This is a genomic window from Vibrio sp. 1402 (assembly GCF_033340275.1).
Genome location: NZ_JAWOWE010000011.1, coordinates 15,753 through 40,465, shown reverse-complemented (window position 1 = coordinate 40,465; position 24,713 = coordinate 15,753). Strand labels below are relative to the sequence as shown.

Here is a 24,713-nt window from a genome sequence, read left to right as displayed (position 1 = left end):
AACTCGAAAGGTATGAAAAAAGTTGTATAAAAAAGTTGGTTTCTAAAAATGGTGTCCTTTACTGCCTCTAAGTACGATCAGTTAGCTAAAAGCAACGGAGGCTGTAATGGCAGGCGACACTAATCAAGAAAAAGACAATGAAAAGCTTAACGATGCGGTAGAGCAAACAGAAACGAAGGATACGGGGACAAAAGAAGAAAAACAGCAGTCGACCGTCTCTTCGACTGTAGCGACCGGTGCTGAAAGTGCAGATGCTGTTGATGAAGCCAATCGTGCGATGGAAGAAAATCCTAGTGGCGCGGGTACGGAAGAAGAAGCAGTGAGCTCGGGTGGCGCAGTTCAAGAAGAGGATACTGAAAGTAGCAGCGACTCTGACGCTGCACAATCCAATGTTGTTGATAGTGTAGCTTCTAGCGGAGAATCAGGTGACGAGGCTCTGGGCAGCGGTGGTTCGGATTCTGGGGCGGGTGCCCAAGCGGTCGGTGGTGGTGATGCCTCTGGCTCTGAAGGTGGTTCGGACGCAGAAGGCAATGAAGCGCAAGGACAAGCGGTACAAACTTCATCTGCGCCAAGTGCTTCTTCAGACTCTGAAGGTTCTCAAGGTGGTGACGAGCTAGATTCAGAAACCACTGAAGAGAGCTTCGCGGTGGATGTACAAGACACCAGCGAAGAAACCACGACGCAAGTAGAAGACGATTTCGACTCCGAAACTACGAGCGAGACGTTCCAAATTAAAGTCGAAGGTGAAAATGACGCGCCAGAAGTAGGGCAAGATCTGGCATACATCATGGATGAAGATGGCACTATTACCTTCACTCAAGAACAACTTCTCGGGTACGCGAGTGATGTTGATGGCGATGATCTTGCCGCATTTAACGTGCAAGTGGGTGCTAATGCATCAGTTGTGGATAATGGTGATGGCACTTATACCGTCACACCTGAAGCTGATTTTAATGGTGAACTCGACTTAACGTTTGATATCAGTGATGGTCAAGAAACCATTTCTAGTTCGATTGATTTAACTGTTCGTCCAATCAATGACGCACCAGTGCCTGAAGATAAAACCTTTGAGATTGAAGAGGATGGTACGCTGATCTTCACCGATGCTGACCTGCTTGCTGGCGCAACGGATATTGAAGGCGATAACCTCACAGTTGAAGGTGTAAGTTACGATGGTGGCGACGGCATCCTGACCGATAACGGTAATGGGACTTACACTTTCGCGCCAAATGAAAACTTCAATGGCGATGTGAACTTCAGCTTTGATGTGTCCGACGGTACAGATACGGTTTCTGCCAACATTGATGTAAGCGTCACACCAGTCGATGACGCACCAGTATCTGGCAATCTTGCTTACTCGGTGGATGAAGATGGCTCGATTCGTTTGAGCCAAGAGCAGTTGTTGTCGCAAGCTTCCGATGTGGAAGGCGATGCACTGACGGCGTCTAACCTTTCGGTAGATGGCAATGCGACGGTGACTCAAAATGACGATGGTAGCTTCACCATCACGCCGGACGCAGATTTCAACGGTGATATCGACATCAGCTTCGATATTTCCGATGGCACGAACACCGTTCAAGCAACCGCTGATCTAACCGTTAACCCAATAAACGATTTGCCGGTTCCTCAAGACCAGCAGTTCAGCGTGGAAGAAGACGGCACGCTGATCTTTACGGACGCAGACCTGCTTACTGGCGCAACGGATATTGAAGGCGATAACCTAACAGTTGAAGGTGTGAGCTACGACGGTAGCGATGGCATCCTGACCGACAACGGCAATGGGACTTACACTTTTGCGCCAAATGAAAATTTCAATGGTGATGTGAACTTCAGCTTTGATATATCCGATGGCACAGATACGGTTTCTGCCAACATTGATGTAAGCGTCACACCAGTCGATGATGCGCCAGTGTCTGGCAATCTTGCTTACTCGGTGGACGAAGATGGCTCGATTCGTTTAAGCCAAGAGCAGTTGTTGTCGCAAGCTTCTGATGTGGAAGGCGATGCACTGACGGCTTCTAACCTTTCGGTAGATGGCAACGCGACGGTGACTCAAAATGACGATGGTAGCTTCACCATCACGCCGGACGCAGATTTCAACGGTGATATCGACATTAGCTTTGATATTTCAGATGGCACGAATACCGTTCAAGCAACCGCTGACCTAACCGTTAATCCAATCAACGATCTGCCTGTTCCTCAAGACCAACAATTTAGTGTGGAAGAGGACGGCACGCTGCAATTTACTGAAGCGGATCTGCTTGCAGGTGCTACCGACATTGAAGGCGATGACCTTTCTGTAACGGGAATCAGCTATGAAGGCACCGACGGCGTTCTAACTGACAATGGCGATGGCACGTATAGCTTTGCGCCAAATGAGAACTTCAATGGCGATGTAAACTTCAGCTTCGACGTATCTGATGGCACAGATACGGTTTCAGCGAATGTAGATGTGAGCGTTACGCCGGTGAATGATCCTCCGGTGGCAGGCTCAACGTCTTACACAGTTCACGAAGACAACTCTATTACCATTTCTGACGCGCAACTGTTGGCAAATTCTTCGGATTTAGAAGGGGATGTCTCGATTGAGAGCGTGAGCTACTCTGGTAGCGATGGTGTGTTGCAAATCAATGGAGACGGTACGTACACTTTCTCTCCAAATGAAAACTTTAATGGTGAAGTGACGCTTGATGTTGTCGTCGCTGATGAAGAAGGCGCAACGGATGTCACCACTGCTGGCATTACAGTACTGGAAGTGAACGATCCACCAGTCGCAGGACCAACTTCTTACACTATTGATGAAGATTCAGTTCTGACCTTTAGTGAGTCGCAAGTGCTGTTGAATGCCTCTGATGTGGAAGGCGATGTAGAGCTTGTTGGCATTAGTTACGATGGTCCGGATGGTATTTTCACTGTTAACGATGATGGCACGTGCAGCTTCGCGCCAAACGAGAACTTTAACGGACAAGTTCAACTTGATGTGACCATTCGAGATGAAGATGGAGCAGAAGTTGATACCGTCATCAATGTGAATGTATTGCCAATCAATGATGCGCCAGTATCGGGTGATTTGGCTTATAGCGTTGATGAAGACGGTGCGATTACACTCAGCCAAGAGCAGCTTCTTTCTCAAGCGTCTGATATTGAGGGCGATGACCTGACTGCTAGCGATTTGACTGTCGATGGAAACGCAACCGTTACAGCGAACGATGATGGCAGCTTCACGATTACGCCAGATGCGGACTTTAATGGTGACATTGATATCCAATTCAACATTACGGATGGCACAGACACTATCCAAGCAACGGCGGATCTAACGGTCAATCCGGTTAACGATCTTCCTGTTCCTCAAGACCAGCAGTTCAGTGTTGAAGAAGACGGCACGCTTCAATTTACTGACGCAGACCTGCTTGCAGGGGCGACCGACATCGATGGCGATAACTTAACGGTTGATGGCATTAGCTACACAGGCAGCGATGGTGTGCTGACTGACCACGGTGATGGTACTTACACCTTTGCACCAAATGAAAACTTCAACGGTGATGTCAGCTTTAGCTTTGGTGTTTCTGACGGTACTGAAACCGTACCTGCCAATGTGGACGTGAGCGTCACTCCAGTGAACGATCCTCCGGTTGCGGGTTCTACGTCTTACACGGTTGATGAAGATAATGCGATTACCATTTCCGACGAGCAGCTTCTGGCTAACTCTTCGGATGTGGAAGGCGCAGTGTCCATCGATAGCGTGACCTATGCAGGCACCGATGGCGTATTCCAAGACAACGGTGACGGCACTTATACCTTCATGCCGAACGAGAACTTCAGCGGTGATATCAGCCTTGATGTGATTGTGGCGGATGAGCAAGGTGCGATTGACGAAACGACCGCAGGCATTACCGTCATTGAAGTGAATGACCCTCCAGTTGCCGGTCCAACGTCTTACACGATTGATGAAGATTCAGTACTGACATTCAGTGAGTCACAAATTCTTGCCAACGCATCTGATATCGAGGGCGATGTAGAGCTTGTTGGCATCAGCTATGAAGGCTCGGATGGTATCTTTACCGTCAATGGCGATGGTACTTGTAGCTTTGCGCCAAACGAGAACTTCAATGGTCAAGTTCAGTTGGATGTGACCATTCAAGATGAGAATGGGGCAACCGTTGATACGCACATCAATGTCGATGTCTTACCAATCAACGATCCACCAGTATCGGGTGATTTGGCTTACACTATCAACGAAGACAGCTCAATCACGTTAAGTCAAGAGCAGTTGCTTGCCAAAGCGGGCGATATTGATAGCGAGAACCTTGAAGCCATCAATCTATCGACAGATGACAACGCGACGATTCAATACAACGATGATGGCAGTTACACCATCACACCGGATGAAAACTACAACGGTGACCTAGATCTGACCTTCGATATCATTGATAACGATGGCGGCTCGGTACAAGTTGGTCTGGATATTACGGTTAATCCTGTGAATGACTTGCCACAAGCGCAAGATCAACAGTTCACGGTAGAAGAAGATGGCACCTTGCTGTTCACGGATACAGACCTATTGGAAGGCGCATCGGATATTGATGGCGATGATCTGTCTATCGAAAACGTTCTCTACACAGGTGCAGATGGTGTTCTTACCGACAATGGCGATGGCACTTACAGCTTCGCGCCGAATGAGAACTTCAACGGTGATGTTCAGTTCACATTCGATGTGTCTGACGGCACAGGTTCAACACCAGCATTCATTGATGTCAGCGTGACACCAGTGAACGATCCGCCGGTTGCAGGTTCTACGTCTTACACGGTTCAAGAAGACGGTCAAATCACCATCAGTGACGAGCAGTTGTTAGCCAACTCTTCTGATGTGGAAGGCGACGTAGCCTTGGCGAATGTTAGCTACTCTGGTAACGACGGTAGCTTCGTAGACAATGGCGACGGCACATATACCTTCACACCAAATGAGAACTTTGACGGTAACATTTCGCTCGACGTTACGGTCATCGACCAAGATGGTGCAACGGATACAACAACCGCAGGCATCGATGTTATCGCGGTGAACGACGCACCAGAGACGTCAGGTATTCAAGCTGAGGTAGATGAAGATAACGCCATTACCATCACGCAAGAACAGTTGCTTGCGAATGCGACTGACATTGAAGGTGATGACCTTGTTGCCAGCAATCTACAAACCAATGACCCAGATGCGACGATCGTAGCCAACGATGATGGTTCTTTCACCATTACGCACACCGAAAACTTTAACGGTGAGTTGGACTTCACTTACAACATCAGCGATGGCGAAAATGATGTTCTGACCACGTTGGATCTGACCGTTAATCCTGTCAACGATGCGCCAGAAGCGGGCGACGAGATCTTTATTCAAGCAGAAGAAGACCAAACAGTGGGTGTTTCTCTGCGTGAAGAGCCTGCGTTACGTCTCGACCAAGCCCCTGAAAACGGCATCATTGAAGCAAATCTAAATGACGAATGGGTACAGCTAGAAGTCGGGCAGGAGGTGCCTGCAGACACGGAAGTGCGCTTCATTCCAAACGATGATGCATTGGCAAACGGTACGCATACGAGTCAAATTGGTACCTTTGATGACAATGCGAGCCTTGATGATTGGGGTACTGCTGTTGACCCTTACACACGTGAGTTTGTTGATGGTGATTTGAAAGTTACCGTTCAAAGTAATGATGACCCACTCGGTGCGTGGAATGGTAAAACACACATCGGTCACGGTATTGGCGATACTGACCGCCAAGGCTTGAGCGGTGATGAAAAACTGACTGTGACCGTTGAAGGCCAAGACATCAACGAAATCAGCTTCCACCTAGATGGTCTAGGCGGCTGGTTTATGGAGGAGTCTCGCCACTTTACCGAAGTCGAAATTCGCGCATTCAACTCTGATGGTGACTTGATCGACTCGATGACTTACCACAAAGAAGATCGTGGTAGCTATGAGACGGATTACACCCTAACGGTGAACGAGCCGGTGTCTTACTTTGAGCTAGGTACGATTCAAGGTAACGGTACATACGTGGTTCAAAACATGACGGTTTCGCAAACTTGTCATGATGAAGCGGTGTTCACATCTATTGGCGTGGACGGCACGGAAATCACGGAAACGGTAGAACTGAATATCCGTGAAGGTGACAGTGAAATCGAACTGACGGCTGATCTGCCAAATGTGACCATCGATACCGAAGGTTCTACGCAGTTTGCCTCTGTGGTAATCACAGAAGAGCAGCTTCTCGCACAAGCGAGTGATATCGATAGTGACGTCCTTGATATTCAAAACCTAGAGCTGGTGGGGGATAACGCGGAGCACGCTACGTTAACTGACAACGGCGATGGTACATGGACAGTCACACCAGATGAGAACTTCTACGGTGAGATTGAGCTTGGTTACCAAGTTACAGATGGTGAACTCACTGACGACAACATCATCAACATCAACTTCGAAGCAGTAAACGATGCGCCAATCGTTTCTGGTCCGATTGTATTGTCGACTGATGAGGATGTGGGCATTACGTTTAGCGCGGACGACCTGCTTGCGAATGCAAGTGACGTGGAAGGCGATGCGCTGTCTATCTCTGATATCTCTTACAGCGGTGATAACGGTGAGCTTGTCGACAATGGCGACGGCACTTACACCTTTATGCCGAATGAAAACTTCAATGGTGAAGTCGACATCGACTACAAAGTCTTCGATGGCACCGATGAAGTCGATACTCATCTAGATCTGACCGTTATTCCGGTCAACGATGTGCCAGTTCCTGGTGCACCGCTGCATACTCAAATGCTAGAAAACGGCACCATCATCATCGAAGCAAAAGACCTGTTATCAGGTGCGACCGATGTGGATGGCGACATTCTGCATATCGAGAATCTACTGCTTGTTGACCAGTCACAAGGTACGTTGACAGATAACGGCGACAACACCTTTACTTTCGAACCAACTTCGAACTTCTACGGTGAAGTGAACCTGACCTTCGACATCAGCGACGGTCAAGCAAGTGCCCCAAGCACTGCGAAGATCGATGTTGAGATCGTCAACGAAGGTCCAGAGGTTAGCGGTCCAGTTGATGCGGTCGTCGATGAAGATGGCTCAATTACCATCACTCAAGAAGACTTATTAGCGAACGCGACCGACGTGGATGGTGACAACCTTGAAGCGGTGAACCTGTCGACAAACGATCCGAATGCGACCATTGTTGAGAACGCTGATGGTAGCTTTACGATTACACCGAGCGAAAACTTCTTTGGTGAAATCGAATTTACTTATGACGTAACTGACGCGATCGAAACCGTCGCCGCGGATCTAAACCTCACCGTTAATCCAGTGAACGACCTGCCAGATGTGCCTGATTTGTCCTTCACCACAGAAGACGGCGAAGCGATCACGATTACTGAAGCAGAGCTGCTGGCTCAAGCGACGGACATCGAAGGCGATGATTTATCTGTTGTGAACGTGACGAGTTTAAGCGACACGGTTCAAGTGACAGACAATGGCGATGGCACTTACACGTTAACGCCAGATCAGGGCTTCTTTGGTAATGTTGACCTTACGTTTGATGTGAGCGATGGCACCGATGTGGTGGCGGCAAACATCGACTTGAAAGTTGAGTTCGTCAACGATGCACCAGAAGCAGCGCCAATCGTGGCAGACGTGGACGAGGATGGCTCTATCCTCGTGACACAAGAAATGCTGCTTGAAAACGCCAGCGATCAAGATGGTGATGACCTATACGCAACGGCACTAGAAACCAATGATCCTAATGCCTCTATCGAGGATAACGGCGACGGCACCTTTACCGTTACGCCTTCACAGCATTTCAATGGAGACATCGAGTTTACTTATGAAGTGAGCGACGGTGAATTGAGTGTTGCCAATGAAATGACATTGACGGTGAACCCAGTCAATGACATTCCAATTGTTGCGCCTGGCATGTACCACATTGAAGAGGATGGCAGCATCCTGTTCACGCAAGAAGATCTTCTAAGCGGTGCGATTGATATTGATGGTGATGACCTCACTGTTACCAGCATTAATTACTCGGGTGATGAAGGTACTGTAACGGACAACGGTGACGGTACATTTAGCTTCGTACCAGAAGAGCACTTCAGTGGTGACTTGCAGTTCAGCTTTACGGTTTCTGACGGCACTGATGAAGTTGAGCAAGACATTAATGTCCATATCGAAGCCGTGGCAGATGCGCCAGACCTAGTCATCACTGATGGCGATGGTCGAAACGTGGATGATCAAGCGATCTTGGTTGAGCCAGGCGGTATTGTTGAAGTGAACATCGCCGCAGCATTGGTTGACCAAGACTTGTCAGAAACACTGACGGTGACCGTGGATGGTGTTCCAGAAGGTTCGGTGATCAGCTACGACAACGAAGGGGTACTTAACGATCAAGACAACGGTATCACCAGTTTCAACGATACTGAAATCACGGTTACGTTTGAAGGTGAAACCGCGGGTTACCAAAATACAGCGGGTTACTACAAAGTCGATGAAGATGGCAACATCACTGGCGTTGAGGTGGTGTACGAAAATGCCTCTCAAGTTGGCGGAGGCGGTGACCTCATTCCGGGACAAGATCAGTTCAGCTTCCAAATCTCGGAAGGGGAAAGCTTCAACTTATTCTTGATTCCTAACGGTCATAACTTCAATGACTTTGCATCCATGCAAGATGGTCAGTACGAGTTCCGTGCAGCAGATGGCTCTCCTGCGAACATGGATACAGTTGACCCACAACTTGTGTTTGTTGGCGCTGATGGTTCTGAAACCGTGATTCAAAGCCAATTCGGTGATGCAGTTTTCCATGGTGGTTCAAGCTCAGAGCTCAACCAAGATGGTATTGAACATACCCGAACTACCGTGAACGAAGACGGTGAACTGGTTTACGGCTTTGAAGATCTTTACGGTGGCGGCGATGCCGATTACACCGACTTCAACTTCACCATTGATGTCGGTGAAGTGAACAGCCAGATCTACAGCGGTGAAGTAACAGTAGGACCAGATGGTTCTGTAACGCTTCCAACCACGGCAATTGAACAAGAGCTACAGATTCAATTGCCAGAAGACTTTAACCAACAGCTAGAAATCAATGTAACGGCAACGGCAACAGAGCTATCAAATAATGATTCTGAAACCGTTTCTCAAACCATCTACGTCAATGCAACAGGTGCTCACATTGAACATGCACCTGAAGCATTGCCTGTTTCAGCGATGGTTGAAGAAGATGGCTCAATCCTAATTACGCAAGAAGATTTGCTTGCTAATGCGCGTGACTTGGATGGAGACCAACTGACAGCACTGAACTTGGCAACGGATGATGAAAACATCACCATCACAGACAATGGCGACGGTACTTACACCTTAACGCCAGATGCGGACTTTAATGGTGATATCACCTTTACGTTCGATGTGTCGGACGGCGATGATGTTGTCTCTACCAACCTTGAGTTATTGGTGTCACCAGTTAATGATGCGCCTGAACCACAAGATCAAGCGTTCACTGTTGGTGAAGATGGTGTGCTGACCTTTACTGATGTGGATCTGCTAACAGGCGCTACCGATATTGAAGGGGATGACTTATCTGTTGAGGGCATCACTTACACAGGCGCAGACGGTGTTCTTACTGACAATGGCGATGGCACATACAGCTTCGCACCAAACGAGAACTTCAATGGCGACGTGAACTTCACTTTCGATGTTTCCGATGGCACGGATACCGTGACGGCAAATATCGATGTAACAGTGACGCCAGAGAACGATCCACCGGTGGCTGGCAGTACGGCTTACACCGTTCATGAAGACAATTCGATTACCATCAGTGACGAGCAGTTATTAGCGAACTCATCGGATATTGAAGGCGATGTATTGATTGATAGTGTGAGCTACAGCGGTAACGATGGTGTGCTGGAAATCAACGGTGATGGTACTTACACCTTCTCACCAAACGAGAACTTCAGTGGCGAGGTGAGCCTAGATGTTGTCGTAGTCGATGAAGAGGGTGCAACGGACTCTACTACTGCTGGCATTACTGTGATTGAGGTAAATGACCCACCAATCGCAGGTCCTACTGCATACACTATCGATGAAGACCAAGTTCTGACCTTTAGTGAGTCGCAAGTGCTACTGAATGCTTCGGATGTTGAAGGTGATGTTGAGCTAGTAGGCATCAGCTACGACGGTCCAGATGGCATCTTCTCAGTAAACGGTGATGGTACTTGTAGCTTTGCACCGAATGAAAACTTCAACGGTCAAGTACAGTTGGATGTGACCATTCGCGATGAAGATGGCGCAGAGGTCGATACTTACATCACTGTTGATGTATTGCCAATCAATGATGCACCAGTTTCGGGTAACTTGGCGTACAGCGTCGACGAAGACAACTCAATCACACTGAGCCAAGAGCAGCTTCTTGCTCAAGCATCGGATGTAGAAGGTGATGCGCTGAGTGCGTCTAACCTAGTGGTTGACGGTGATGCAACAGTTACGGCAAACGACGATGGTAGCTTCACTATCACGCCAGATGCGAACTTTAATGGCGACATTGATATCACGTTCGATATCAACGACGGCAGCGACACTATTGTTGCAACGGCGGACCTAACCGTTAACCCAGTTAATGATTTGCCGCAGCCAGAAGATCAAGCGTTCACCATTGGTGAAGATGGCGTGTTGACCTTCACTGATCAAGACCTGCTTGATGGTGCAACGGACATCGATGGCGATGACCTATCGGTAGAGGGCGTCACTTACACTGGCGCGGACGGTGTCCTAACCGACAACGGTGACGGCACATACAGCTTCGCTCCAAACGAAAACTTCAATGGCGACGTGAACTTCACCTTCGATGTTTCTGATGGCACGGATACCGTGACCGCGAATATCGATGTGAGTGTTACGCCAGAGAACGATCCACCGGTGGCAGGCAGCACGTCTTACACAGTGCATGAAGACAACTCGATCACCATTAGTGACGAGCAGTTACTGGCGAATTCATCAGACGTCGAAGGAGATGTCGCGGTTGATAGCGTTAGCTACAGCGGTAACGACGGTGTGCTAGAAATTAATGGCGATGGTACTTACACCTTCTCACCAAACGAAAACTTTACAGGCGATGTTAGCCTAGATGTTGTCGTGGTTGACGAGGACGGCGCGGTTGATACAACAACAGCGGGTATTATCGTTCTTGAGGTGAACGATCCACCAATCGCAGGTACAACCAGTTACACCATTGATGAAGATGAAGTCATCACCATCAGTGCAGAACAGTTGTTGGCAAACTCTTCCGATATTGAAGGTGAGGTAGCACTAGATAGCGTGAGCTACAGTGGCAGCGAAGGTATCTTTACCGACAATGGTGATGGTACGTTCAGCTTTGCACCAAACCAAAACTTCAATGGTGAAGTGAACCTTGATGTTGTAGTCGTGGACGAAGATGGTGCGACCGCTTCGACGACGGCAAACATTGATGTTCTGCCAATCAATGATGCCCCAGTATCGGGTGACTTGGCTTACAGTGTCGACGAAGACAACTCAATCACGCTAAGCCAAGAGCAGCTTCTCGCTCAAGCAACGGATGTAGAAGGTGATGCACTAACCGCTTCCAACCTAGTGGTTGACGGTGATGCGACGGTTACGGCTAATGACGATGGTAGCTTTACCATTACGCCCGACGCGAACTTCAATGGCGACATTGATATCACGTTTGATATCAGTGATGGTTCTGACACCTTGGTCGCGACGGCAGATCTAACGGTTAATCCAGTTAACGACCTACCACAGCCAGAAGATCAAGCGTTCACCATTGGTGAAGATGGCGTGTTGACCTTTACTGATCAAGACCTGTTGGATGGTGCAACCGATATCGATGGCGATGACCTATCGGTAGAAGGTGTCACATACACTGGCGCGGACGGTGTTCTTACTGACAATGGCGATGGCACATACAGCTTCGCACCGAACGAAAACTTCAATGGCGACGTAAACTTTACCTTCGATGTTTCCGATGGCACGGACACCGTGACCGCGAATATCGATGTGAGTGTGACGCCAGAGAATGATCCACCAGTGGCAGGCAGCACGTCTTACACAGTGCATGAAGATAACTCGATCACCATCAGTGATGAACAGCTACTAGCGAACTCATCGGATATTGAAGGTGATGTATCGATTGATAGCGTGAGCTATAGCGGTAACGATGGTGTGCTGGAAATCAACGGTGATGGCACGTACACCTTCTCGCCAAACGAGAACTTCAATGGCGAAGTGAGCCTAGATGTTGTTGTAATCGACGAAGATGGCGCGACGGATTCAACTACCGCAGGTATCACGGTACTTGAGGTGAACGATCCGCCAATCGCAGGCACAACCAGTTACACCATTGATGAAGATGAAGTCATCACCATCAGTGCAGAACAGTTGTTGGCAAACTCTTCCGATATTGAAGGTGAGGTAGCACTAGATAGCGTGAGCTACAGTGGCAGCGAAGGTATCTTTACCGACAATGGTGATGGTACGTTCAGCTTTGCACCAAACCAAAACTTCAATGGTGAAGTGAACCTTGATGTTGTAGTCGTGGACGAAGATGGTGCGACCGCTTCGACGACGGCAAACATTGATGTTCTGCCAATCAATGATGCTCCAGTATCGGGTGACTTGGCTTACAGTGTCGACGAAGACAACTCAATCACGCTAAGCCAAGAACAATTGTTGGCACAAGCAACGGATGTAGAAGGTGATGCACTAACCGCTTCTAACCTAGTGGTTGACGGTGATGCGACGGTTACGGCTAATGACGATGGTAGCTTTACCATTACGCCTGACGCGAACTTTAATGGCGACATTGATATCACGTTCGATATCAACGATGGCAGCGATACTATCGTTGCAAAGGCGGACCTAACGGTTAACCCAGTTAATGACTTGCCGCAGCCAGAAGATCAAGCGTTCACTATTGGTGAAGATGGTGTGTTGACCTTCACTGACCAAGATCTGCTTGATGGCGCAACGGATATTGATGGTGATGACCTATCGGTAGAAGGTGTCAATTACACTGGTGCCGATGGTGTCCTAACCGATAACGGTGATGGTACCTACAGCTTTGCTCCAAACGAGAACTTCAATGGTGATGTGAACTTTACCTTCGATGTTTCTGATGGCACGGATACCGTGACCGCAAATATCGACGTAAGCGTGACGCCAGAGAACGATCCACCGGTTGCAGGCAGCACGTCTTACACGGTGCATGAAGACAATTCGATCACCATCAGTAACGAGCAGTTATTGGCTAACTCATCTGACGTCGAAGGCGAAGTCGCGATTGATAGTGTCAGCTACAGCGGCGCAGATGGCGTGTTCCAAGACAATGGTGATGGTACGTACACCTTCTCTCCAAACGAGAACTTCAATGGCGAGGTCAGCCTAGACGTTGTAGTTGTCGATGAAGAGGGTGCGACAGACTCAACCACTGCGGGTATTACCGTTCTTGAGGTGAACGATCCACCAATCGCAGGTGCGACAAGTTACTCTGTCAATGAAGACGAAGTCATTATCTTCACGGAAGAGCAACTGCTAGCGCAATCAAGCGATGTGGAAGGCGACGTGAGCCTAGAAAGCGTCTCTTACAGTGGTAACGACGGCATTCTAACGGCGAATGACGATGGCACTTACAGCTTCGCACCAAATGAAAACTTCAACGGTGGCGTAAGCCTAGACGTAGTCGTCGCTGATGAAGACGGTGCAACTGCGATAACCAACGCGAACATTGATGTATTGCCAGTCAACGATGCTCCGGTATCTGGCGACTTGGCTTACAGCGTCGATGAAGACGGTTCAATCACATTGAGTCAAGAGCAGTTACTGGCTCAAGCGGGTGACGTAGACAGCGATAATCTAGAAGCAGTGAACTTAACCGCGGTAGCCAATGCAACCGTTGTTGAGAACCAAGATGGTAGCTTTACGATTACGCCTGATGCGAACTTCAATGGCGATATCGACCTAAGCTTCGACTTGATTGATAACGATGGTGCGAGCGTGGAAGTGGGCGTCGACCTAACGGTGAACCCAATTAACGATGCGCCGCAATCAACGCCAGTGAATATTGCTGGCACCGAAGATACCACCATTCTTATCACGCAGGACATGTTGCTTGTTAACGCGACAGACATCGATAACACCTACGACGAACTGTCTGCTGTCGACTTAGTGATTGATGAGCAATACGGTGACTTGCTAGACAACGGTGATGGTACTTGGTCATTCACTCCGGCTGAGAACTTCAATGGTGATGTGCCAATGTCGTTCGGCGTCAGCGATGGTGATTTAGTTACGCCGGTTGAAGGCAATCTAAACGTCGAAGCGGTTAACGATGCACCAGAAGCGCCAACCATCCAGATGCAAGGCGAAGAAGATGTGGTCATGGTGATTGACCCAGCTTACATCGCTGATCAAGTTACGGATCTTGATGGTGATGAAATCAGCGTAGAAAGCATCACGGTTCGTGCTCCTGCAAACGCGACATTAACCCAGCAGCCAGATGGTATGTACCACTTGGTGACCACTCAAGACTTCAATGGTTTGGTGGAACTGGGCTACACCGCGACGGATGGTGAAGAAGTGGTTGAAGGCTCGTTGAATGTGGATGTTATTCCAGTCAACGATGCTCCATTTAATGTGGGTAATGCCTTTATGGCAACCGACGAGGATGGCGCATTCACCTTCGACGCTGGCGACTTGATGAACTTGTTCGGCGATATCGATACTGAAAACCTAGTCGTATCACGCATTATCACCGCAGAAGGTGAAGATGGTGGTGAGGTAACAGACAACGGTGACGGTACTTGGACATTCACACCGACTGGCGATTTTGCAGGGGTTTCTGACTTGCAAGTTGTGGTAAGTGACGGTGAGTTTGAGACGGTTCTTGATGTACCAGTGTTTGTTCGCCCTGTTGCGGATGGCGCGGTCATCACAACCGACCATGATGGTCCGTTAGTCTTCGGTGAGGACGAAACAGGTCACCTAGGCTTGAATGTCGGTCTAATCGACGATTCAGAAACGCTAAGTAACCTAGTGATGACTGGTTTCCCTGTTGGCTTCGAAGTTACGGATGGTGTGAACACCATTACCATCACGGAACCGGGTCAATACATCGACTTGAACGAGTGGGATATCTCAGACCTGCAAATGACGCCTCCGGCTGACTTTAATGGCGAGTTCTTCGTAACCGTGACCGCAACAACGGTGGATTACGGTGACGAGCCAGAAGAGTTCGAAGATGGCATCGATTCAGGTGACTTCGAAACCCTAGCGGGTGAACCCGTTATCCTAACCGCTGATGACCTAATCGGATTGGCAGAAAACGTAGACGCTGATGCGGGTGATGAAGTGAAATTCGTTCACCTAGCTGATCGCAGCCAAGGTGAGATTGTCGATAACGGTGATGGCACATGGACATTCAATCCAGCACCAGGCTTTACTGGTGAAGCGGATATCGCTTATGTGATTGATAAAGACGGTGTGCTTCATGATGAGCAAACAGGTGTGGTCGTGAAAGAAGACGCACCACAAGAGAATGCTTCTCCAGAAATCGACAGCATTTCTACCACAGAAATGGCAGCGGATGGCACCTTGTCGTTCACCAATGATGACATGCTATCGACCTTGAGCGATGCAGAAGGCGACAGCTTGAGCATTGAGTCAGTGAGCCTAATGGAAGGTCAAGGTGTGATAGAGACCGATAACCAAGGTAACTACCAATTCACACCAGCAGAAGGCTACACCGGAGATGTTCAAGTTGGCTTCATTGCAACTGACGGTGAAAACCGCATTGAGAGCTTCTTTAATGTCGACATCCAAGGTGAAGGTGAAACCACAACCAATGAAGGCTACGCACTGGCTGATGATGGTTCACTAACCCTAACAGAAGCGCAGTTGATTGATGAGCTTGGCATTAGCCCTTCTGCAGAAGTGTTGGATGTCGCCGATGCAAACGATGCTGGTTTCTTTGCGAAATCAGGTGATGAAGAGTGGACATACTGGCCGAACGATGACTTCGATGGCAATTTGGCTATGGATGTTCAGGTCAACGACAATGGTGAAGTATCGACTCAGAATCTGAGCATCCAAGTTGCGGACGATTCAGCGCAAAGCGACGAGCCACAAATCCAAACTGCTCAAGCATCAGCAGAGCAGCAAGTTGGCGAAGCGCAACAGCCTGAAGAACAAGCAGCAAACGGTGCAGACAGTGAAGACGAGAGCACAGCTGATGTGACTGCAGCACCAGGCGATACCATTTCTATCTCGGTTCCAGATGAGGTCAGTGGTAACGAATCGGTGGATTATGCAGAAATGTCCGGTCTACCTGATGGTGCATCAGTAAGCAACGCACTGGATAATGGCGATGGCAGCTTCACATTAAGTGGCAACCTGAACCAACCAGTATCGGCTGACCTACCAGAAGGTTACGAAGGTACGAGCGAAATCCAATTCCAAGGTTACGATGAATTGGGCAGCGCAGTAGAAGGTGCGAGTGGCAAAGTTGAAGTTGAAGTCGATGATCAATACACCATGCAAGGTTCTGCTCAAGATCAGCAACCAGACATGGCGGGTATGGAATCTGGCGGCAGCGACTGGACAAGTGCGGGAGGTCAAGAGCAAGGTGTCGACTTCACGGATGACTCTGGCAGCTTCGACTCGGATACTCAAACGGGTACTGACCAAGGCAACGATTTCGATCAAAGCTCAATGTAACCAGTCCTAGACAAGGGCAGTGTCATTGCTGCCCGAACCAAAGCCATGCAGAGCCTACTTTGCATGGCTTTTTTGTTGGGCTTCTTTCTATGAGCTGTAGAAAAAAACTTGGAAATTGAAAAAAGTATTCTTAGCTAGTTTATACCCAAGTAACCTCGAGATGTTAGGTTCAGCGAGAATGGCTTGGTTTGTAGACGCGGCGGCGATTTAAAGGTCTAGTGGGTCTAAATCAAGAATCGACAACAAAGTATACAAACCAAGACAGCTCGCCCTTCGGGAGCGTGTCATTGACTCGCTTCTTTATTGAATCAATGGCTGTGTCAAACAACTTGGAAAGAGCTGACTATTACGCTGCGTTGTTTTCCTTGACCCCGAATCAATGACAACGCTCTGAATCCTGCATCTTGAAGTCACTTGGGTATAAGAGTCATTTACAAGGAGGAGCGACATGTACCGTTATGTCAGTTCGCCAAAAGCATCGAAGTACATAGTGCCACCACCACAGCATCGAGAGTTGTCGAGTATCGATGTGCCGGAGTCAGAGCTTGAGATGCGTGAAATTCTGAACAATTGGTTTGCCGATGGATTGGCGCCCATCATTCAGAATGAAGACAATTACATCTCTGCTAATGAGCAACAGCGCTTTGAGCAGCTCAGCCGCACGGTGGGCGTGCTACTGCGTAATAAAGATTACTACTTCGCCACCAAGCGGATTCTCTCGTTGTGGGAGCAAGACTGCTTAGAAACCACTTACGTTAATTATCTGATTTTACGTAGTGAGCGCATACCATACTTCGAATAAGTCCCATTTATCGGCTTAAAATAGTGGTTTACATGGTTTTCTTAGTAACTTTTGATACTTGTATTTAACATTTTTGTAAACATCGTTATATTTAAGGCTCATCGTTGTCAGGAGTTTATGGATGAACCTTACGATATCAGGGAAGTTGCAGCTCAGTTTTGTGCTGCTAGCCGTACTTTTTATGGCATCAGCGGTATTCACGTATCGCAACGTCACCACCGTAGAGCAATACGCCTCTTCGTTACTTAAATCCGATTTACCGACCGTCGACACCAGTCGCGGTATCCAACAGTCCGTTCAAGCGTCGCTGTCTTCTATTCGAGCCTACATGTTGCTAGGTGGCGATGAAGAGGCGAGCGCACGTCTGAGTGAGGACGTTCGCAATATCATGGCATCTACAGACGAGTCGCTTCCGACTTTGCAGGCTTTGATCTCTGAACAGGATTTTCAAGCGATTCAAACCCAGTGGGATGCGGTAAAAGTTTCTCTAAACAAGTTGATTGAACTTAGCCACAGTGATGAGAACTTACCCGCGCATAACCTCTTTATTAACGAAGCGGCACCCATTGCAGAAGTGGCACTTGACCAGCTTCAAAGCTTAATCAATGAAGAGTCGGGAAATCCATTTGGTGGAGACAGAAAGCGTTTGTTTAAAGTCTACGCCGACAGTTATACCTCCCTTGCCAATGCACTGTCTGCTTTGCGAGATTTCCTGTTGTACGGGCAGCAAGAGCATTTGGACAAATACCACGACTTGATTAAGTACCACAATCAGTCCGTGGCGGAAATCGACAGCAAACTCGACAGACTTACCGATAACGACCAATCACTGTGGTCACTGTTTAAAGAAATGCAGCAACTGTACTTTCCTTTAGCAGAGCAGGTGATTGCATTGCGTCAATCGCCAGAATGGAACGAATCAAACTTGTTAATGGCGAATGAACTGTTGCCAGCAGCGGATGCACTAGACCAAAGTTTAGAAACGATTGTATTGACTCAGCAAAGTCGTGCTGATCAAAGTGGACAGGGTATTAATCAGTCGATCAAGAACGTACTGACCACTATGTTGATTGCAGCAGCATTAGTTTTGTTTGCCGCAGTAGCGATTTCAAAATACATGGGCAACACCATTGGTCGCCGAGTGAAAAACTTATCGGAGCGTGCAAAGACGATCGCTTCAGGGGACGTTTCTCAGCCTCCGTTAACTGTTGTTGGGAAAGATGAATTGGCAGACCTTACCGATTCGATTAACCGCATGAACCAATCGTTAGCGAGCATCGTGGCAGGGGTGAGTGAGAAAGCGCACCAAGTGGATACCAGTATGGGGGCTTTGTTGGAATCGGCGCAAGTCACTTCATCGAATGTAGAACAGCAACAGACCAGCATTGTTGAAATGGGAAGCCAATTGGATGAAATCGCTTTAGCCGCGCGTAACACCCTAGATCAAGCCAACCAATCAGTGCAGAAGCTTTCTGATTCAAAAGGCGAAATTGAACAAGGTCGTGATGCTTTAGAGCAAAACAAAGTCACTATGGAAAGTTTGCACGGCAGCATTGAAACCGCGAGTACGCAGGTGACGCAGTTAAGCAAAGAGAGCGAAGCCATTGGCCGAGTTACAGAGGTGATTGAAGGCTTAGCAGAACAAACTAACTTACTGGCATTGAATGCCGCGATAGAAGCAGCGCGTGCGGGTGACCAAGGACGAGGCTTTGCGGTTGTGGCGGATGAAGTACGTATGTTAGCGACTCGCACTACTCAATCGACGACAGAAATCAACGGTATCATCAATGCGATTCAACGCTCGACCAATTCGGTGGTAGAGGAGATTGAACACAGTCAATCACTTGCGGAGCAGGGCGCTGAGCACATTGAAAAAGCGGTAACTCGTTTGCTCGTCACGACCGAGCAAATAGGTTCCTTGAATGAACAAATGGCAGAGCTTGCGGCAGCGGCAGAGCAGCAATCTCATGCGACCAATTCGATCACTGGATTGATGTCCGGTATTACTCAATCAGTGGATGAGGTTTCGAATAACAGCCAACGCGCATCAGAGACATCATTGCAAGTAAAAGAGCAAGTTACCGAACTGAATCAACAGATGGCAACTTTCAAAACGGCGTAGATAAGGTTTAGGTCTGTTCATCTACTTTTGAACGTTAACCAAATAGTAAAAAAGCCCCAATTCTTTTGACACAAAAAGGGTTGGGGCTTTTTGTTGGATGATACGCCGATATTCGTCTGCTTGCTCATTGGATTTGGCTATTTAAATCATAGTTAAAACCAAATTCTCTTCACCGAGCCGGAGTCGTAATATGACTCCATCGGCAGCAAATACTGCAAAAGAATTTTTAAACTTTATACCAATCCCGGTAAGAGAATCGTTCGTTACTACGATTGGTATCATCCTTCTAGGAGCAAGATTATGAACAAACAAGTAAGCCTAATTGGTCTAGACAGCGAACAATCAGCACAACTAGCTCAACAGTTAAATCAACTGCTAGCGCATTACCAAGTGTTGTACATGAACTCTCGCGGTTACCACTGGAACATTAAAGGTGCGCAATTCTTCGAACTGCACGTAAAATTTGAAGAGATCTACACGGATCTACAAACAAAAATCGATGAGCTTGCAGAGCGTATTCTAACTTTGGGTCATACACCAGCGCACGCATTCAGCAACTACTTGGAAGCAAGTGAAATTAAAGAACATCAAAACGCGACTTCTGGTGAGGAGTGTGTACAAGGTCTGGTTCAAGGCTTTAGCGTTCTACTTCTAAAACAGCGTGAGATTCTACAAAACGCGGGTGAAGCAGATGACGAAGGTACAGCTGCATTGATGGGTGACTACATCCGTGAGCAAGAAAAATTAATGTGGATGCTTAACGCTTACCTACAAGGCTAAGCAGCGCATCACCCAAGCAATCCTTGGGAACGGATGAAACAATCGGGAATAAGTCATAAGGGGCACGTTGGTGCCCCTTTTTTTGTTTGCGTATTTTATATGTGTGCTTTATTTGCGTGGTGAGGATTCGAAACGGCTCAATAAATCACTGAGTTCATTAAGCGCCAATGAGGCTGAATCATTGAAGGTTTCTTGATTACCGTGATGAACAAGGCAAGAGGGCATCTGCGCGTTATACGCTGCCTGCAAGTCGTAAAGGTAATCGCCGACATAAAGCACTTCATTAGGCATCAAACGCCACTCTTTCGCCAACACCTGCAAAGACAATGGGTCTGGCTTGGGCGGGAAGCATTCACGAGTGATGACTCGTTCCACTGAGATTTGGTTGTGCTCTAGTTTGCGCTGCGTGGCGATTTGGCAGTTGCGCGTCACGATAGCGGTTTTGATTTCATTTTGATGCAAGTGGGCGAGTAATTCATGGCAGCCAATCATTGGAGCAGACTGCTCAGCATCAGAAATCTCGTAATCAAATATCACGTTATGAGCGTGCTCTCGATGGTGAGGATGCTCAAGTGCGTCGACAAAATCCAATAGATCTTCACTCTGCGGACAGCCAAGCTGTTGTCGCAATTCGCCGAAGTTCATATCAGAACTCACCAAGGTGTTGTCTAAATCAAACACCACGGCTTTAATTTTATCGAGCTGTAAAGGGAATGGAATCATAATGACCTCGTACAACTTAACCGAACTATCGTTTTAAAAAACAAAAGGTTATTGTTAAGTTTAGATTCTTCTGCTTGGATTGTACGAAAATAAATCACTAGTACGTCACAAATTAAATAGTCTTAACGATTTTAGTGTTTGATTACCTTTCCTCAAGACGAAAGATTTTGCCGCTGTCGGTAGAAAAGTAGATATAACCATCGGGGCTGATGGTTATATCTCTTACTCGCTCACCAAGATTCTCCATCAATCTTTTTGATTCGGTGAGCTTGCCATTCTCAATAGAAACTACGTTGATGTGCGCCAGTTTCAATGCACCGGCGAGGATTTTTCCGTCCAATTCAGGGTACTTATCGCCACGGTACAAAATCATGTTACTTGGTGCGATAGAAGGGATGTATACCAGTTTTGGATCTTCCATTCCCGGTAACGACTTAGCTTCCCCGACGTCCAACGGACCCCAATACTCTTTACCATGAGAGACTTTTGCCCAGCCGTAGTTCGCGCCTTTCTTGATTAGATTAATTTCATCGCCACCCCGTGGTCCATGTTCAATCGACCACAGCTGTTTTGTTGCTTCGTCGTAAAACATACCTTGTGGGTTACGGTGCCCGTAACTCCATATCTCATGACGAGCTTCGGAAGGTTTGAATGGGTTGTCTTGCGGAACCGAACCATCAAGATTAAGGCGTAGAATACTGCCAGCATGGGTTTGAGTGTCTTGTCCATTATCACGTTCGCCACGGTCACCGATTGAGAAGTAAACTTTATCGTCTACAAATGAAATTCGACTGCCGTAGTGGCGACCTGTATCGGTGAAGGCATCAGCAACAAAGAGATCTTTCCAACCTACAAGCTGATTGTTTTGCAATTGCGCCGTCGCTAACGCCACCGTATTGCCTTTGCTCGTACGCTTGCTGTAGGTAAAGAAGAGTTGCGGGTTTTGCTTATCGGCATTCGGTGCGAGCGCAACATCCAATAAGCCGGCTTGTCCACTGGTGTTCACATCGGGAACGTTAAACAGCTTTTGAGGTTTGCCTGTGGTGATATCCAGCAACGAAACCGTACCGTTCTTTTGATTGACGATAACGCGTTGATTATCTAAGAACTCGATCCCCCAAGGGATCTGAAATCCACTCGCCACTTCGTTGGCGCGGTATTCGGCAGTGTTGGCAGAACAGGATAAACAAGCGAGTAGGGTAGCAGCAATCGTTCTCATGGTTCCTTCCAATATGAATCGTATTAATACTTAAAAGCTAACACTAAAAGACTATGTTTGGCAGAGATTCACTTGTATATGAATGTAAAAAATCCCCGATACGAGATCGGGGATTGAATTAAGGCTAGAGAATTGTTTAGTTAGCGAGATTACATCGCTTCTTCGAAGATCTTAGAAATTTCTTCGTGAGTTGCTTGTTTAGGGTTAGTGAAACCACAAGCGTCTTTCAGTGCGTTGTCTGCTAGTGTTGGGATGTCTTCTAGTTTCGCACCAAGCTCTTTAATACCTGCTGGGATACCCACATCTTTCGCTAGAGTAACGATAGCGTCGATTGCTGCCGCTGCACCTTCTTCAGCAGACATGCCTTCTACGTTTACGCCCATTGCTTTTGCTACGTCACGTAGACGCTCAGGACATACTTGCGCGTTGTAACGCTGTACGTGAGGTAGAAGAATCGCGTTACAAACACCGTGTGGAAGGTCGTAGAAACCACCTAGCTGGTGTGCCATTGCGTGTACGTAACCTAGAGAAGCGTTGTTGAACGCCATACCCGCCATGAACTGTGCGTATGCCATTTGTTCACGAGCTTCTAGATCTTCACCGTTTTTCACTGCTGTGCGTAGGTAAGCTTGGATAAGCTCAATCGCTTTGATTGCTACTGCATCAGTGATTGGTGTTGCCGCGATAGATACGTAAGCTTCAATCGCGTGAGTTAGGGCATCCATACCTGTTGCCGCAGTTAGCGAAGCAGGTTTAGCGAGCATTAGCTCTGGATCGTTTACCGAGATAAGCGGTGTTGTGTGCTTATCAACGATAGCCATCTTAATGTGACGCTCTTCGTCAGTGATGATGCAGAAACGCGTCATTTCAGATGCAGTACCCGCCGTCGTGTTGATCGCGATAAGTGGCATCATTGGTTTTGCAGATTGGTCTACGCCTTCGTAATCTGCGATTTTGCCGCCGTTAGAAGCAACAAGCGCGATACCTTTCGCACAGTCGTGTGGTGAACCGCCGCCTAGAGAGATAACGAAGTCACATTCGTTATCAGTAAGAAGTGCTAAGCCGTCGTTAACGTTGCTGATAGTTGGATTTGGTTGAGTGCCATCAAACACAACGGTTGCTACATCGCGCTCAGTGAGAAGGTCTTGAACTTGTTTGACTACACCGATTTGGTTAAGGATCTTATCCGTAACGATCAAACCTTTTTTAAAGCCTTGAGATTGGATGTTGTCTGCTGCGTCTTTCAAACAACCAGCGCCCATTAGGTTTACCGTAGGGATAAAAAATGCACTTGTCATATTGGATAGCTCCGTCGTTATTTTTAATAATCTTTCTTAATTTGCCATTTACTGTCGCACATTCGTTTCCAGATTGAAGTTGATCTAAAGCAAGTTTACCCACTTAGAGGTACTTGCAAGAGAAAAACTGTGACAGTGATCTTGTTGCACTGCGTATAAGTGCAACACTGATATAAAGTAGAACAAATATGAAACTATGGACGCAAACGATTGGCAGAAATTGACTTCTGACGCGGATATATCTCTAAATTCGACTAAAGTATAAAAAATCCCCATTAATAACTTAATTATCAATGGGGATAGGGAAGTGTTTTATAAGCTAACTACTAATAATTAAGCTATTTTAATCAGTTTTGATACTAACTTTTCGATACCTGAAGCCGCTTGAGAGATATTCTCTGCCAACATGTAAGCAGGGGTTGAAAGTACGAGGTGTTTTTCATCAAAAACGATGTCTTCGACAGGGCACGTGGTGTGTTCACCGCCCATTTGATTAAATGCTATTGAGACTGCCTCATCGTTGCCTACCGTTCCTTTCACGCCTTGCTCATAAATCATCGGAATAATGACAGGAGAAATACACAGATAGCCAGCTGGTTTTTTCGCATTAGCAAACGCGCGACAAGCTTGAGCTACGTGTGTGTTAATGGAGCACTCCGCACCCGAAACAGCGAAGTCGGTTAAGTTTTTCGCGGCACCAAACCCACCTGGAAGCAGTAGGGCATCGTATTCATCGACGTTAAGTTTGGCGACATCGTCAATATTTCCGCGTGCAATACGAGCTGATTCGATCAATACGTTACGTGTTTCATCCATTTCGTCACCAGTTAGGTGATTGATGACGTGGAGTTGGTCAATGTTAGGTGCAAAGCAGTGCCAAGTTGCACCTGCCTTCTCGATGGCGTAGAACGCCAACACTGCTTCGTGGATCTCAGAACCGTCGTAAACGCCTGAACCACTTAAAATGACTGCGACTTTTTTCATGTTTGGAT

The 24,713-nt window shown here is 47.5% G+C and carries 8 protein-coding genes; 4 read left to right on the top strand and 4 right to left on the bottom strand.

What is annotated here, in order from left to right; all coding sequences use genetic code 11:
* The first annotated feature begins 106 nt into the window (after positions 1 to 106).
* The 4 genes from R7044_RS18345 (at position 107) to R7044_RS18330 (ending at position 20,481) form a co-directional block, all read left to right on the top strand.
* Positions 107 to 16,777, top strand: coding sequence for a tandem-95 repeat protein (locus tag R7044_RS18345; protein ID WP_225455739.1), 16,671 nt, complete (start codon positions 107 to 109; stop codon positions 16,775 to 16,777).
* Between the two features lie 448 nt (positions 16,778 to 17,225).
* Entirely contained in the window at positions 17,226 to 17,579 is a 354-nt protein-coding gene (locus tag R7044_RS18340) for a hypothetical protein (RefSeq protein ID WP_005375589.1), read from the top strand.
* Positions 17,580 to 17,700: 121 nt separating this feature from the next.
* The gene (locus R7044_RS18335) at positions 17,701 to 19,701 is read left to right on the top strand and encodes a methyl-accepting chemotaxis protein (protein WP_225455738.1); all 2,001 of its coding nucleotides are present in this window, start codon (positions 17,701 to 17,703) and stop codon (positions 19,699 to 19,701) included.
* Between the two features lie 300 nt (positions 19,702 to 20,001).
* A complete protein-coding gene (locus tag R7044_RS18330; RefSeq protein ID WP_005388254.1) occupies positions 20,002 to 20,481 on the top strand; it encodes a Dps family protein in 480 nt (159 codons plus the stop codon).
* Between the two features lie 108 nt (positions 20,482 to 20,589).
* Here R7044_RS18330 and R7044_RS18325 read toward each other — a convergent pair whose 3' ends face one another.
* The 4 genes from R7044_RS18325 to elbB all read right to left on the bottom strand — a co-directional run bounded on the left by R7044_RS18325 (position 20,590) and on the right by elbB (position 24,705).
* Entirely contained in the window at positions 20,590 to 21,204 is a 615-nt protein-coding gene (locus tag R7044_RS18325) for an HAD family hydrolase (protein WP_053307830.1), read from the bottom strand.
* 142 nt (positions 21,205 to 21,346) lie between these two features.
* Positions 21,347 to 22,423, bottom strand: a complete 1,077-nt coding sequence (locus R7044_RS18320) for a PQQ-dependent sugar dehydrogenase (protein ID WP_053307829.1) — start codon at positions 22,421 to 22,423, stop codon at positions 21,347 to 21,349.
* Between the two features lie 149 nt (positions 22,424 to 22,572).
* Positions 22,573 to 23,721, bottom strand: coding sequence for an L-threonine dehydrogenase (yiaY, locus tag R7044_RS18315; RefSeq protein ID WP_033906837.1), 1,149 nt, complete (start codon positions 23,719 to 23,721; stop codon positions 22,573 to 22,575).
* A gap of 333 nt (positions 23,722 to 24,054) precedes the next feature.
* A complete protein-coding gene (elbB, locus tag R7044_RS18310) occupies positions 24,055 to 24,705 on the bottom strand; it encodes an isoprenoid biosynthesis glyoxalase ElbB (RefSeq protein WP_225455737.1) in 651 nt (216 codons plus the stop codon).
* Between the last annotated feature and the right edge of the window lie 8 nt (positions 24,706 to 24,713).

Bases quoted from the DNA above. Each gene is read 5' to 3' on its own strand.
- R7044_RS18345 (WP_225455739.1), top strand. From the start codon at position 107: ATGGCAGGCGACACTAATCAAGAAAAAGACAATGAAAAGCTTAACGAT.
- R7044_RS18340 (WP_005375589.1), top strand. From the start codon at position 17,226: ATGTACCGTTATGTCAGTTCGCCAAAAGCATCGAAGTACATAGTGCCA.
- R7044_RS18335 (WP_225455738.1), top strand. From the start codon at position 17,701: ATGAACCTTACGATATCAGGGAAGTTGCAGCTCAGTTTTGTGCTGCTA.
- R7044_RS18330 (WP_005388254.1), top strand. From the start codon at position 20,002: ATGAACAAACAAGTAAGCCTAATTGGTCTAGACAGCGAACAATCAGCA.
- R7044_RS18325 (WP_053307830.1), bottom strand. From the start codon at position 21,204: ATGATTCCATTCCCTTTACAGCTCGATAAAATTAAAGCCGTGGTGTTT.
- R7044_RS18320 (WP_053307829.1), bottom strand. From the start codon at position 22,423: ATGAGAACGATTGCTGCTACCCTACTCGCTTGTTTATCCTGTTCTGCC.
- yiaY (WP_033906837.1), bottom strand. From the start codon at position 23,721: ATGACAAGTGCATTTTTTATCCCTACGGTAAACCTAATGGGCGCTGGT.
- elbB (WP_225455737.1), bottom strand. From the start codon at position 24,705: ATGAAAAAAGTCGCAGTCATTTTAAGTGGTTCAGGCGTTTACGACGGT.